This window comes from Ruegeria sp. SAZA006, assembly GCF_059613465.1.
Map to the genome: position 1 here is coordinate 384,783 of NZ_JBXWSO010000014.1, position 14,109 is coordinate 398,891.

A 14,109-nucleotide genomic window follows, 5' to 3' on the forward strand; every position below is an offset into this window, starting at 1 on the left:
GTCATCTCGTCTACTGGTTTGGCCAGTATAGGAAAAAACGGTGCCGGGTGGAATGTAAACTCTGTGTGTCCGGGGTGCATTTTCCAAGAAAGCACCGGAAATTCGCGTGTACGGACGCGAATCCGGCGGTTCATGCCTGCACCTATCGCCGAATAACTCGCAAAACCGGAACACATTGATTCGCAAAAGAAACGGCCCCGCTCGGGATGAGCGGGGCCGTCTGAGTGTTCAAAACTGCAGGTCTGGCTTAGTCGCCCGACTTCAGCGCGGCACCCAGGATGTCGCCCAGCGATGCGCCCGAGTCCGACGAACCGTACTGTTGAACGGCCTCTTTCTCTTCGGCGATTTCGCGCGCCTTGATCGACAGGCCCAGACGGCGGGTCTTGCTGTCGACGTTGGTCACGCGGACATCGACCTTGTCACCGACCGAGAAACGCTCGGGGCGCTGTTCGGCACGGTCGCGGCTCAGGTCCGAACGGCGGATGAAGGACTTCATGCCTTCGTACTCCACCTCGATGCCGCCATCTTCGATCGCGGTCACTTCGACGGTGATAACCGAGCCACGCTTCACGCCGCCCACGGCTTCGGCGAACTTGTCACCGCCCAGAGCTTTGATCGACAGCGAGATACGCTCTTTTTCAACATCAACTTCCGAGACGACCGCCTGAACGACGTCGCCCTTGCGGTAGTTCTGGATGGCATCCTCGCCACGCTCGTCCCACGACAGGTCCGACAGGTGAACCATGCCGTCGATGTCGCCTTCCAGGCCGATGAACAGACCAAATTCGGTGATGTTCTTGACTTCGCCTTCGACCTGCGTGCCCTCGGGGTGCGTTTCTGCAAACACTTCCCACGGGTTGCGCTGGGTCTGCTTGAGGCCCAGGGACACGCGACGCTTGGCGCCGTCGATTTCCAGAACCATAACGTCGACTTCCTGGCTGGTCGAAACGATCTTGCCGGGGTGGACGTTTTTCTTGGTCCAGGACATCTCGGACACGTGCACCAGACCTTCGACACCGGGCTCCAGCTCGACGAACGCACCGTAGTCGGTGATGTTGGTGACGCGACCCTTGTGCACCGAACCCAGCGGGTACTTGGCGCCAACCAGATCCCACGGATCTTCCTGCAGCTGCTTCATGCCCAGGCTGATGCGGTGGGTTTCCTTGTTGATCTTGATGACCTGAACCTTGATGGTTTCGCCGATCGTCAGGATCTCGGACGGGTGGTTCACACGGCGCCATGCCATGTCGGTGACGTGCAGCAGGCCGTCAACGCCGCCCAGGTCAACGAATGCACCGTATTCTGTGATGTTCTTGACGACACCCTCGACGGTCTGACCTTCGGACAGGTTGCCGATGACTTCGGCACGCTGTTCGGCACGCGATTCTTCCAGGATTGCACGACGCGAGACAACGATGTTGCCACGGCGGCGGTCCATTTTCAGGATCTGGAACGGCTGCTTCAGACCCATCAGCGGGCCAGCGTCGCGCACGGGACGAACGTCAACCTGGCTGCCGGGCAAGAACGCAACTGCGCCACCCAGATCCACGGTGAAGCCACCTTTGACGCGACCAAAGATAGCACCTTCGACGCGCTGGTCGTCGGCATATGCTTTTTCCAGACGGTCCCATGCCTCTTCACGGCGGGCCATCTCACGCGAGATGACGGCTTCGCCACGGGCGTTTTCTGCGGCGCGCAGGTAGACTTCGACCTCGTCGCCAACAGCGATTTCAGGAGCTTCGCCGGGATTTGCGAATTCTTTCAGATCGACACGGCCTTCCATCTTGTAGCCTACGTCGATGATGGCTTGGCCCGCTTCGATCGCGATGACCTTGCCTTTGACAACCGAACCCTCCTCGGGGGTGTCCATTTCGAAGCTTTCGTTCAGGAGGGCTTCGAATTCCTCCATGGATGCGTTAGCCATGTGGCGTTGTTTTCCTTTACATAACGTTTTTGCTGGCCGAGCGGTTGTCTCCGCCGGTCTTGTTTCATGATGTCCTCTGGCGTGACCCGGTGCGCATCTGGCTAAACAAACACAAAGGGCCGAGGAAACCCGGCCCTGCTCAGATACGTCGCCCGGGCGTTGACCGCCCTTGTTCAGACAGCGCGCGTATAGGCGGATTCTGGGCGCAGCGCAAGCAGAAAGGCCCTTGTTGCAAGCCGACGCGGGATTCCGCCTGCGTTTTTCAGGCCAGCTACTCCTCCCAAATCCGGGCATCCCTCAGAAGCATGGCCTGCTCGATCGCATTCAAACGCGCCAGTGCGTCGGCCGGGGCCTTTGCCCCACCGGCTGCCTTCCAAATCTTGAGGGCAGAGTTCGGACTCCACGGCAAACAGGCATTCGCAAGCCACTGACGCAACTGAGGGGGAAGGGTGTCATAGGCCTGCATTGCGGGGCGTTGTCGTCTCCGGCGGTTCAGGCGGCTGCGCAGATTGCGTCTTTGAATGGTCATGGGCATCGACTGTACCAATGCGAATTTTCAGAGCTGGAACTGGACCGAACAGAATGGGTTGGGGAAACGCCCCAACTGAAATGGTATGTTATTACGTAACATACTTTTGGTGCGCAACCCCGGATTGAGGTCAAAAAAGGCAGGGTTCTGCAACCCTGCCCTCTACCATTCAGAAGCTCTCAATATTAGCCGAAGCCGGGAGACCTAGAACAGTTGCAGGTCTTTCTTGCCGCTTTGAATCTCGGCCAGATTCGGCATGTTCTGGATGACCACCGGTTCGGGTGCCGCACCCGGCATCGGAACGGTCGGCTGTGCCGCCTTGGCCATCGCAAAGGTGGGTTGCTTGAGCTCTCCGCGAATGTCGCGCAGCAGGGTTTTGTGGTCCGGCATCGCTTTCAGGATTTGCGCCAGGTCCACTTTCGCGCCCTTCCACCACTGGAACCAGATGTCCTTCCGCAATGGTCGAATGCGATCCCGAATTCCTGTGCCATATCCCGTGTCATAGACCTGCTTGCCCAGCAGAACCGTCTGATAGACGCGATGGTCAAACAGCGTTGCAAACTCGACATCGTGCTGCATCGGAAGGCGGTTTTTCCAAAGCTCGAGGTTTTCAGCCAGCCTGTCCGGCACCTTCATTTCGGTGCGCGCGTCGATCCAGTATTGATCATCGGTACGATTGTTCAGCTTGTAATGCAGGCAAATGAAATCCAGCACCTCGTCATAGAGCTTGTTCATCTGACGATTGTATCTATCCCTAAGCGAGGGTTCGATATCGCGGGTCGGCAGATGCTCGGCGAACCAGCGTACGGCATGGTCGACCATATGGATCGCAGTGCTTTCCAGCGGCTCGATGAACCCACCGGCCAGCCCGATTGCAACGCAGTTCTTGACCCACGCGTTACGGACGCGCCCGATCCGCATAGGGATCACCCGCGGCGTCGCGCCTTTGCCGCTATCACCCAGCCACTCCAGATATTCGTCTGCCGCTTGATCATCGGTCCGGTGCGCGGATGAATACACGTATCCCGTGCCCACTCGGTTGTAGAGAGGCACGCGCCAAGTCCAACCAGCGCCAAGTGCAGTGGATCGTGTAACGCTTTCGATCTTCCGGGGATTGGGGTGCTCGATCTGTAACGCCATGGCACGGTCGTTCGGCAGATAATCCGAATAATCCATGAACGGCTCGCCCAGCGCCTGATTGATGATCAGGCCGCGGAAACCGGTGCAGTCCACGACCATTTCAATATCGTGGCGGCCTGCGCGCTCAAGCATCAGGTGGCTGACATTGCCCTGTTCATTCAACTCGACCGACTGAACCTCGTCGCGGATATGTTCGACGCCACGCTGCGTACAGACCCTGGTCAACATGCCTGCGAATTTTACGGCGTCCAGGTGATAGGCATAACCAAACCGCTGCTCGAATTCGGGTTGCCCCAGAAGCCGCGCGCCTTTGCACAGCCGGGCCAGATCATCATGCGGCGAGATGGACTGAGTGAAATCCCGGTCCCCGTTGCCAAACCGAAGGAAGTATTCGGCGGCCTCGAGGCCTTCCAGCATCTGGCCATGGGCAAATGGGTTCACATAGTCGATGCGCTTTCCCTTTGCGTCCTTGTTCCAGTTGCAGAATTTGACGCCCAGCTTGAACGACGCATTGGTTTCGCGGAAAAAGTCTCGCTCGGAAATCCCAGCCTGCCGGAGCGTGACCGGCATACGCGGCACGGTCGCTTCACCAACGCCGACCGTGGCGATGTTCGGGCTTTCGATCAGGCAGATGCGTGGACGATCCTTGGGTGCCGACGTGCGCGAAAACACCATCTCGAGAAGCAGCGCCGTCATCCAGCCGGCCGTACCGCCACCCACGATGGAGATTTTTTGCAAACGATTTTTCATGTTTTTCTGTCCCTGTTGGCTGTGAGGATTATGCGGCCGCCTGCCCGTTTTTCCGGGCCTCGGTGGCGACCTCCCCTTATCGCTGAGGGAAACTATAGCAGCTTTCCGGCATCCAGCTAGGGCCAATGGCGGCATCAAGTGGGCCCAAACGGGCGCCTCTGCCAAAGCAACGCATGGTCACGACCTGTTTCCCCGGCACCGAACGGCCAGCGATGACGGATGAACCTTTCGAGGCAACCTCAGATGTCCTCGCCTTTCTTCAGAAGATCGTCGATCAGTTCGCGTTGCAGATCATGGCTGTCGCCACCGCCGAACTCCGCCGCACCCCCGGAATAGAGAGTGCCATAGGTCCGAGCGATATTGACGGTCTGTGCCAGGCCTGAGATCAGTTGATCCTTGTCCAGCCGTGACAGTGGGTGGATGAACACGGCCCACAAGGTTCCGTTGGCGATCGCATAGCGCGCGTCCAGCGTACTGTCGAAATTGGCCTGCATCATGCGCTGCAAGTCTTCGGCCGAAAGCTCTGAGGTGCCGCTGATCGCAACCATTGCCCGCATCCGGTCGGCATGCACATCAGTAACAACCAGCACCGGCACATCGGAAATCGTCATGGTAAAGCCCGGACCCTGCGGCTCGGCATCGGGGTCGAGGGCAAAGATGATCTTGCCCAGTCTCTCGTAGGTCATCGGTGGCTCGGCTTCCTGCGCCAATGCATGGCCGGCCATCAAAACCCAGATCAAGGCAAATCGGATCATCCGCTCTCTCCACCATAGACACGTTCAGCCTAAGCGGGGACTGATCAACTGGCCAAACACAGCTTGGTGAGCCGGTTTGGCTGGCTCTCGGCAAGTGCGAACGATCTGCAAAGTTTTCCGTCCGCCCTGCGATTACGCGTCCGCAAGCCGGCATTTATCTGTTCAGCACAGGTCGGCGCGAGTGCCGGCCACAACTGAACATGAAAGGAACACACAATGAAATCTGTTGTACTCGGCGCCCTTGTCGCCGTCCTGCCGATGATCGCCGCACCGGCTTTTGCGGCGGATGAGATCAATGTCTCGAACGGGATCTCGGCCGGCGGTGCGCCGCTGGCTGCTCACGGTGTCGATCTGGTGGCGCTGGTCACTGAAGGCAACCCGGTCGAAGGGTTCGCCACGCATTCGGCCACCTATGATGGCGCGTCCTACTACTTCACTTCGGCTGAGAACCGCGAAGCATTCGAGGCCAATCCCGAGGCATACCTGCCGCAGCACGGCGGCTTCTGCTCGTACGGTGTTTCCGTGGGAAAGAAGTTCGATGGCGATCCGGATCAGTACCTGCTGGCCGATGGCAAGCTGTACCTGTTTCTGAACGCGGCAACACGCGCCAAGTTCCTCAAAGACGTGTCCGGCACCGCCAAGACCGCGGATGACCAGTGGGCGAATATCAAGTCGATTGCGGTCGGCGAACTGTAATCGGACTGTCGCCAAGCGCTGTCCGCGGTCTCACCTTGCCGCGGGCAGCTTTCCTTGAATAACCGAGATCGCCTTTTCCAGCGCGGCCTCGATGCTCAGGTCCGAAGTGTCCAGAATTACGGCATCGTCGGCAGGTTTCATCGGGGCCGTGCTGCGCTCGGCGTCCCGCGCGTCGCGCTCGCGGACATCGGCCAGAACCTGCGCGCGGGTTACATCCGCGCCTTTGTCTGCCAGTTCCAGATAGCGTCGCTCGGCGCGCACTTCAGGACTGGCGGTGACGAACAACTTCACCTCGGCCTCTGGGCAGATCACCGTGCCGATATCGCGCCCGTCCAGCACCGCGCCGCCGGCCCGCCGGGCAAAGCTGCGCTGGAAATCGATCAGCGCTGTGCGCACCTCGGGGATCACGGCCACTTTCGACGCCGCTTGCGCGATTTCGGCGGTACGTAAGTCGCCCTGCTCCAACTCCTCGGCCGTCAGGGACCGCGCCGCCTCGACCGGGTCGGTGCCGTCCAGCGTGCACCGGCCGACCGCGCGATACAGCAGCCCCGTATCCAGATGCGCCAGCCCGAAATGAGCAGCCACGGCCTTGGAGATCGTGCCCTTGCCCGCAGCGGCCGGGCCGTCGATGGCGACGGTAAAGCTCATGTGCGTTCGACCTTGGCGCCAAGGCCCTTCATCAGCGGCTCGAAGATCGGGAACGAGGTCGCGATGGGGCTGCCGTCATCGACCGAGACCGCCTGTTGCGCGCCCATGCCCATCACCATGAACGACATGGCGATGCGATGGTCCAGAAAGCTTTCGCAGGTGCCGCCGCCGGGCACGCCGCCGATGCCCAGCCCGTCGACCGACCACCAGTCATCGCCCTCGTCAACCGTGACGCCGTTGGCCCGCAAGCCACGCGCCATGGCGTCGATGCGGTCGCTTTCCTTGACGCGCAGCTCCTTGACGCCGCCCATCATCGTCTTGCCGGTGGCGTTGGCCGCAACCACCGACAGCACCGGATATTCGTCGATCATCGAAGCCGCGCGTTCGGGCGGAACGTCGATGCCCCTCATGTCGGGCGAGTAGCGTGCGCGCAGGTCGGCGACCGGCTCGCCACCTTCCTCGCGCATGTTCTCATAGGTCAGATCGGCGCCCATCTCGCGCAGCGTGGTGAACAGTCCGGCGCGCGTGGGGTTCAGGCCGATGCCCGGCACCAGAACATCCGATCCCGGCGTGATCAGCGCCGCACAGACCGGGAAGGCCGCGCTGGAGGGGTCGCGCGGCACCGCGATCACCTGCGGTTTCAATTCAGGACGACCGGTCAGGGTGATGACCCGGCCTTCGTCGGTGTCCTCGACGGTGATTTCGGCGCCGAACCCGGCCAGCATCCGTTCGGAATGGTCACGGGTGGCTTCCTTCTCGATCACCACGGTCTTGCCGGGCGCGTTCAGGCCGGCCAGCAAAACGGCGGATTTCACCTGGGCCGAGGGCACCGGCACTTCGTACCACACCGGCACCGGATCGGCCGCGCCGACGATGGTCATGGGCAGGCGCCCGCCCGAGCGGCCCACGGCCTGCGCCCCGAACAGGGCCAGCGGATCGGTCACCCGCGCCATCGGGCGCTTGTTCAGGCTGGCGTCGCCGGTGAAGGTCGCGCTGATCGGGCTGGTCGCCATCGCGCCCATGATCAGGCGCACGCCCGTGCCCGAGTTGCCGCAGTCGATCACCTGATCCGGTTCGGCAAAGCCGCCCACGCCGACGCCATGCACAGTCCATTCGCCATTCCCGTGCGAGATCACCTCGGCACCGAAGGCGCGCATCGCCTTGGCGGTATCCAGAACGTCTTCGCCTTCCAGCAGGCCCGAGATCCGGGTCTCGCCCACGGCCATCGCCCCAAGGATCAGAGAGCGGTGCGAGATCGACTTGTCGCCCGGTACTTCGGCCGTGCCGGTCAGCGGGCCGCAGGGATGCGAGGTCATCGGGATGGGCGTGCCGTGTCCGGACATGAGGGCTCCTTTTGCGCTATCAGTGCCCCTGCCGATTAGCGAATTGACGCCGCAGCGTCCAGCCGCAATCACCCGTTGCGGCGGAAGGTCAGGTAGTGCGGCGTGCGGCCTTCACGCAGGGCCTTCTGCTCGTAGCGGGTGGAAATCCAGTCATCCCACGGCTTGCGCCAATCTTCGGGCCCCTCGGCCAGCCATTCGAAACCGGCGCCGGGTACCTCCTCGAGCGTCTGGCGGACGTAGTCCGGGATGTCGGTCGCCACGCGGAAAATCGCGCCGGGTTTCAACACACGTGCCAAGGGTTCCAGGTGCTCGGGCGTCACGAAGCGGCGGCGGTGGTGCCGCTTTTTGGGCCATGGGTCGGGATAGAGCAGAAACGCGCGCGAAATGCTGGCATCGGGCAGCACGTCGAACAGGTCGCGCACATCACCGGGGTGCACCGCCAGGTTGGTCACTTCGGCCCGGCGGATCTTGCCCAACAACATGGCCACGCCGTTGATGAACGGCTCGGCCCCGATGATGCCGATATCAGGGTTCTGCTGCGCCTGATGCACCAGATGCTCGCCGCCGCCGAACCCGACCTCAAGCCATACCGGCTTGCCGTCGAACAGCGCGTTCAGGTCGATCGGGGTGCGGTCGGGGTTGCTGTCCCAATCCACCGCGCCCGGCGACAGGGCGGCCAGGTCCTCGGACAGATAGGTCTTTTGGCTGGGCTTCAGGGTCTTGCCCTTGAAGCGGCCATAGAAGTTTCTGCGGGGGCGTTCGGGTGACTGGGTGCTCATGCCGGTGCCCTTACTGCGGTGGGGTTTGCGTTGCAAGGGTTGGAGCGCGCCTGATGGGGCCCATCAAAACGGAAAAGGCGCGCCACATCGGACGCGCCTTGCCGTGTTTGGTTCCCGATGCCGGCTCAGACAGCCTTTTTCAATGCCTCAACCAGATCGGTCCGCTCCCAACTGAAGCCGCCGTCCGCACCCGGTTCGCGACCGAAATGCCCATAGGCCGCCGTGCGCTGGTAGATCGGCTTGTTCAGTTGTAGATGTTCGCGGATGCCGCGCGGGGTCAGGTCCATCACCTGTCCGACCGCCTTCTCGATCTCGGCGTCGGCAACCTGTCCTGTGCCATGGGTGTCGGCGTAGATCGACAACGGCTTGGAAACGCCAATCGCATAGCTCAGCTGGATCGTGCAACGCTCGGCCATGCCGGCGGCCACGACGTTCTTGGCCAGATACCGCGCGGCATAGGCCGCCGACCGGTCGACCTTGGTCGGGTCCTTGCCCGAAAACGCCCCGCCGCCGTGCGGAGCCGCACCGCCATAGGTATCGACGATGATCTTGCGCCCGGTCAGGCCAGCATCCCCGTCAGGTCCGCCGATGACGAACTTGCCGGTTGGGTTCACATGCCATTCCGTCTGGTCGCTCAGCCATCCATCGGGCAGAGACTCGCGGATGTAGGGCTCGACGATCTGGCGAATATCGTCCGAGGTCAGCGCCTCATCCAGATGCTGGGTGGACAGCACGACCGAACTGACACCGACTGGCCGCCCGTCACGGTAGATCACCGACAGCTGCGATTTGGCATCGGGACCCAGAGCGGGTTCAGAGCCGTTCTTGCGCACTTCCGCCAGACGGCGCAGGATGCCGTGCGCGTATTGGATCGGAGCCGGCATCAGGGCCGGGGTTTCGGTGGTGGCATATCCAAACATGATGCCCTGGTCACCGGCGCCTTCATCCTTGTCAGCAGACGCATCGACCCCTTGGGCGATGTGCGCCGACTGTTCGTGCAGCAAGTTCGTCACCTCGACCGTTTCGTGGTGGAACTTGTCCTGCTCGTATCCAATGTCCTTGATGCAAGCGCGGGCGATCTCTTCGATCTTGCCCATGTAGTCGTGCAGCTTTTCCTGATCCGACAGACCGACCTCGCCTCCGATGACCACCCGATCAGTGGTGGCAAAGGTTTCGCACGCGACGCGCGCTTCGGGCTCTTCATTCAGAAAGGCATCCAGGACCGCATCTGAAATTCGGTCGCACACCTTGTCGGGATGCCCTTCGGAAACGGATTCCGAAGTGAAAATGTAGTTCTGTCGGGACATGAAAGCGCTCCATTAAGATTTCCCCGTCACGCCAGGAAGCCGTTGTGACAGGCATTCGACGGGATACGCCCGAAGAAACGGAGGGTCAATCGGTAATTATGCCCTGCCAAACCGAACGTTGCGCCCAAACGGCAGCAGAAGCACCAACAATAGCCCAAGCGTCAGCCCGTCGCCGGTTCGCGCATACAGTGTCGGAGGCAATGGCGCCGGAAGATGAGCGTCCACGAAACCCGCCTGTCCCAAAGGCAGGGCGGCGATTACGTTGCCATAGGGATCGACCATCGCCGAAACACCGGTATTTGCCGACCGCGCCAGCGGCAGACCTTGTTCGATGGCCCGCATCCTTGCCTGCGCCAGATGCTGGAATGGTCCTGTACGTGTCCCGAACCAGGCATCATTGGTTATCTGCAGAAGGAAATCCGGGCGCTGCGGTGCCGCCGAGACATCCTGCGGAAAGATCGCCTCGTAGCAGATCAGCGGCAGCGCCAGACCCAGCTTGCCGGCGTTCAGCATCGCCGCTCCGGGACCGGCACTGAAGCCACTTCCGGTGGTCGCAGCCATACCGTGTATTCCGAACCTGTCCATCAGATCGCCAAAGGGGACATACTCGCCAAAGGGCACCAGATGATGCTTGTCGTACAGGCCGGTCTGACGCCCCTGCTCGTCGAGGTAGATCATCGAGTTGTAGATGCGCGGCCCGTCTCCGCGTTGGATCCCGAGGATGACGGGCGTTCCCTGAGCGGCCTCGGCAATCGCTTCCAGATAGGGACCCGCACTGCCCAGCCAAGCCGGAACCGATGTCTCGGGCCATACGATCAAGTCCGGACGCGGATCGGCGGCAGTGAACTCAATCTGTCGAGCAAAAAACAGCGGGGCAAAAGACGGGTCCCATTTCTGTTCTTGCGGCGCGTTGGGTTGGACCAGACGAACGATGTGACCGGTCTCTGCAACCCCTGGGCGGTTGCTGGCTTGAACCAGCGCCAAACCGGCAAAGATGACAACTGCCACGACGGGCCAAAGTAACGCCGAACCATTGCGAGGATCGGCGACAGCAGCGCCCAAGGGCAGGGCCAGCAAAAAGGTCGCGGCCCCCAGCCCATAAGGACCAACCCAAGCAAGGAGTTGCCCGGCCGGGGCGTCCACCCAAATCTGCGCCATTCCCGCCCAGGGAAATCCGGTCAGAACATAGCCGCGCGCCATTTCAACCAGCGACAGGATCAGGGCCAGAACGATGGCCTGCCGCGGCCCCACCTCTCGGGTTCCGCGCGCGAACCAGAAAGCAAACGCCCAGAACAGGGCCAAGCCAGCAGCCATGAACACCAGCGCAAAAGGGGCCATCCAAGCATAACGCTCAGCGTCGATCTGAAAGGGCTCGATGATCCAGCTCAGGGCATTGGCGAAGTAACCGGTTGCGAAAGCCCAGCCCACCCATGCCGCGCGAACGCGCGTGGAACTGGCCAGAAACAACGGCGCGACGGATGCAAGCGCAATGCAGGTGATTGTCCAATAGCCAAACGGCGACAAGCCAAAGGCCGCCAACGCTCCGAACATCGCGGCCAGTACCACGTGCAGCCAATGCGGCCACCGCAAGGCAGGATTCATGCAGCCATATCCGGCAGCATCACCCGCAGGCGCTTGATGCGCCGAGGATCCGCGTCGATAATCTCAAATTCGGGGCCTTCGGGGTGCAAAACCACCTCACCGCGAGCTGGAACCCGACCCGACAGCATGAAGACCAGCCCGCCCAAGGTCTCGATCTCTTCCTCGTCCACGTCCTCGTGGCTGGTCAGCGACCGGCCGATTTCGGCCTCGAATTCTTCAAGTGGGGCCTTGGCCTGAACGATATAGCACCCGGGCTTTTCTTGCACCCACAGCTGATTTTCGTCGGCGTCATGCTCATCGGCGATTTCTCCGACGACCTGTTCGATCAGATCTTCGATCGTGACAAGCCCGTCGACGCCGCCATATTCATCGATCACCAACGCCATGTGGCGGCGCTCGGTCTGCATCTTGGTCAGCAAAACACCGATCGGCATTGAGGGTGGGACGAACAGCAGCGGGCGGAGCATCGAGATCAGATCGAATTCCGCCGACCCACCGTTGAACCCATGCGTCAGCGCAAAATCCTTGAGGTGGACAAAGCCCAGCGGCGTGTCCAGCGTACCCTCATAGACCGGTACTCGCGACAGACCGCTATCCCGGAAGACCTGGGCCAGTTCCTCTTTGGTGATGGTCGAAGGCACAGACACGATATCAGCGGAAGGAATTGCCACATCCTCGACCCGCATGCGCCGCAGATTGATCATGCCGCGTGGCTGAGGGGTCACAACCTCATTCCCGTTCACGACGACTTCGGCGTCATCCTCGGCGGAAGAAAAAGCATCAAGAATACGAGAGAAAAGCCCGCTTTTCTCTTTGGTTTCATCGCTGCTCTGCGAGTGCGCGCTCTGCGCCGCTCCAGAACTGCCGTCAATATCGCCCATTTTCCTGTTCCAATAGATCGGGCACCAAGGCCCACATTACCCATTATATGGGTCATCAATACCCATTTTGCCAAGTATCTCGACCTCGGCACGTTCCATCAAAGTGGCGTCAAGGTCACGAATGTGATCATACCCCAGCAAATGCAACACTCCGTGAACCAGCAAATGGGTCACGTGGTCATCCATGGATTTCCCGGCCTCCTGGGCCTCGCGCCAGCAGGTGTCGTACGAAATCGCGATGTCACCAAGCCCGATGTCGCCCGTGAAATCCGGCTGGGGCACGAGCGGTGTGCCGCCGGGCTGATCCGCCGCAAGTTCCTCAGCTGGCCAGCTCAGCACATTCGTCGGCGCAAGCTTTTCACGAAATTCAGCATTCAACTCGGCAATCCGGGTGTCGTCGCAGCCCAGCACGCTGACTTCGCACAAATCGGCATCCACGCCGCAATGCGCCAGCGTCGCGGCCACGGCCTTGCGCGCCAATGGCTCAAGACCCTGCCAACGCGGGTCTTCGATCGTGATCTCCAAGTTCATCTCGTGACGCTCCGAGGCCGATTTGCCCAGGTCCGACGGTTCAACCCGTTTCCCGGCCCGAGTCGGCCTCATACGCCTCGATGATCGCCGCGACAAGCGGATGGCGCACCACGTCCTTGGATGTGAAGTAGTTGAAGCTGATATTCGGGATCGTCTTCAGCAACCGCTCGGCATCCGCAAGCCCCGAAGCCACGCCACGCGGCAGATCCACCTGCGACCGGTCGCCGGTGATCACCATCCGGCTGCCCTCGCCCAAGCGCGTCAGGAACATCTTCATCTGCATCGTCGTGGCGTTCTGGGCCTCGTCCAATACAACGAAGGCATTGGCCAGAGTCCGCCCGCGCATGAACGCCAGCGGGGCAATTTCGATCCGCTTTTCCTCGATCAGCTTGGCCAGTTGCTTGCCAGGTAGAAAGTCATTCAACGCGTCGTATAGCGGCTGCATATACGGATCGACCTTGTCCTTCATGTCGCCGGGCAGGTAACCCAGCTTTTCGCCGGCTTCAACGGCTGGGCGGCTGAGGATGATTCGATCCACATGCCCGCCGATGAACATCGACACACCCACAGCCACGGCAAGGTAGGTCTTGCCCGTTCCCGCCGGGCCGATGCCGAAGGCGAGCTCGTTGTTGAACAGCGACTGCACATAAGCCTTTTGCGCGTCGGTACGGGGTTCGACCAGCTTTTTGCGGGTCTTGATTTCGACAGTTCCACCCTTGAACATTTCAAGCTGGTCGCCATCACGCGAGCCGGTTCCGGCCTCGGAATTGCCCATCCGCAATTCGCGATCAACGTCGGCAGCTTCGACGTCGCGCCCGCCTTCCAGACGGGTGTAAAGGGCCTGCAAAACCTCGATCGCCTGCTTCTGAAGCTCGTCTTCGCCCATGACGACAAGTTGGTTGCCGCGGCGCACGATCTGAACGGAAAGCTTCCGCTCGATCTCGGCCAGGTTGCGGTCGTATTCGCCGCAAAGATCAATCAACAGTCGGTTGTCAGGGAATTCAACAAACGCCTCGTTCGCGGGCATTTCATCTTGCGGTGGGGTAAGGGCACCGATGGCCAATCCGTTCTCCTGTCTTGGCGTTGTCACCCCAAGCGTAGACAACAAGAGTCGGTCGGCGCAAGCCACAGATTCAAAAATCTGAGCAACTGATCGCAAATCGGTCAGGCGGAAGGGAATTCATGGCCTGGCGTGGTGAAATCTCAGGCCGGAATCCGCCGGCG

At 61.0% G+C, this 14,109-nt stretch carries 13 protein-coding genes and 1 riboswitch; of the genes, 1 reads left to right on the forward strand and 12 read right to left on the reverse strand.

Annotation, left to right across the window (positions count from 1 at the left end; all coding sequences use genetic code 11):
• Positions 1-247: 247 nt before the first annotated feature.
• The 4 genes from rpsA to AC2FNZ_RS14060 all read right to left on the reverse strand — a co-directional run bounded on the left by rpsA (position 248) and on the right by AC2FNZ_RS14060 (position 5,098).
• Positions 248-1,924, reverse strand: a complete 1,677-nt coding sequence (gene rpsA, locus AC2FNZ_RS14045) for a 30S ribosomal protein S1 (protein WP_093964601.1) — start codon at positions 1,922-1,924, stop codon at positions 248-250.
• 271 nt (positions 1,925-2,195) lie between these two features.
• Positions 2,196-2,459 carry a DUF6525 family protein gene (locus tag AC2FNZ_RS14050; RefSeq protein ID WP_496841005.1) on the reverse strand — a complete coding sequence of 88 codons (264 nt, stop codon included), beginning with the start codon at positions 2,457-2,459 and terminating at the stop codon, positions 2,196-2,198.
• Positions 2,460-2,657: 198 nt separating this feature from the next.
• Positions 2,658-4,343, reverse strand: a complete 1,686-nt coding sequence (locus AC2FNZ_RS14055; RefSeq protein ID WP_496841006.1) for a tryptophan halogenase family protein — start codon at positions 4,341-4,343, stop codon at positions 2,658-2,660.
• Positions 4,344-4,582: 239 nt separating this feature from the next.
• A complete protein-coding gene (locus AC2FNZ_RS14060) occupies positions 4,583-5,098 on the reverse strand; it encodes a hypothetical protein (protein ID WP_496841007.1) in 516 nt (171 codons plus the stop codon).
• A gap of 216 nt (positions 5,099-5,314) precedes the next feature.
• Between AC2FNZ_RS14060 and AC2FNZ_RS14065 the strand changes: the two genes are divergently transcribed.
• Positions 5,315-5,794, forward strand: coding sequence for a YHS domain-containing (seleno)protein (locus tag AC2FNZ_RS14065; protein ID WP_496841008.1), 480 nt, complete (start codon positions 5,315-5,317; stop codon positions 5,792-5,794).
• A 30-nt stretch (positions 5,795-5,824) separates the two neighbouring features.
• On the opposite strand, the gene cmk is transcribed toward AC2FNZ_RS14065, so the two are convergent.
• The 8 genes from cmk to AC2FNZ_RS14105 all read right to left on the reverse strand — a co-directional run bounded on the left by cmk (position 5,825) and on the right by AC2FNZ_RS14105 (position 13,948).
• Positions 5,825-6,442 (reverse strand): (d)CMP kinase, encoded by a 618-nt coding sequence (gene cmk, locus AC2FNZ_RS14070; RefSeq protein ID WP_496841009.1) that lies wholly within the window; start codon positions 6,440-6,442, stop codon positions 5,825-5,827.
• Complete coding sequence (aroA, locus tag AC2FNZ_RS14075) at positions 6,439-7,785, reverse strand: 3-phosphoshikimate 1-carboxyvinyltransferase (protein ID WP_496841010.1); 1,347 nt, start codon at positions 7,783-7,785, stop codon at positions 6,439-6,441. Before aroA ends, cmk begins: the two co-directional genes overlap by 4 nt.
• Before the next feature lie 68 nt (positions 7,786-7,853).
• Complete coding sequence (gene trmB, locus AC2FNZ_RS14080) at positions 7,854-8,564, reverse strand: tRNA (guanosine(46)-N7)-methyltransferase TrmB (protein WP_170339887.1); 711 nt, start codon at positions 8,562-8,564, stop codon at positions 7,854-7,856.
• 125 nt (positions 8,565-8,689) lie between these two features.
• The gene (gene metK / locus AC2FNZ_RS14085; RefSeq protein WP_170595873.1) at positions 8,690-9,871 is read right to left on the reverse strand and encodes a methionine adenosyltransferase; all 1,182 of its coding nucleotides are present in this window, start codon (positions 9,869-9,871) and stop codon (positions 8,690-8,692) included.
• Between the two features lie 5 nt (positions 9,872-9,876).
• Positions 9,877-9,925, reverse strand: a riboswitch (SAM-SAH riboswitch).
• 42 nt (positions 9,926-9,967) lie between these two features.
• On the reverse strand, positions 9,968-11,473 hold the full coding sequence (gene lnt, locus AC2FNZ_RS14090; protein WP_496841011.1) for an apolipoprotein N-acyltransferase: 1,506 nt from the start codon (positions 11,471-11,473) through the stop codon (positions 9,968-9,970).
• Positions 11,470-12,354, reverse strand: a complete 885-nt coding sequence (locus tag AC2FNZ_RS14095) for a hemolysin family protein (protein ID WP_093964592.1) — start codon at positions 12,352-12,354, stop codon at positions 11,470-11,472. The genes lnt and AC2FNZ_RS14095 overlap by 4 nt, the downstream gene beginning before the upstream one ends.
• Positions 12,355-12,390: 36 nt before the next feature.
• Positions 12,391-12,885 carry an rRNA maturation RNase YbeY gene (gene ybeY / locus AC2FNZ_RS14100; RefSeq protein WP_496841012.1) on the reverse strand — a complete coding sequence of 165 codons (495 nt, stop codon included), beginning with the start codon at positions 12,883-12,885 and terminating at the stop codon, positions 12,391-12,393.
• A 40-nt stretch (positions 12,886-12,925) separates the two neighbouring features.
• Positions 12,926-13,948 carry a PhoH family protein gene (locus AC2FNZ_RS14105; protein WP_093964591.1) on the reverse strand — a complete coding sequence of 341 codons (1,023 nt, stop codon included), beginning with the start codon at positions 13,946-13,948 and terminating at the stop codon, positions 12,926-12,928.
• Positions 13,949-14,109 lie beyond the last annotated feature (161 nt).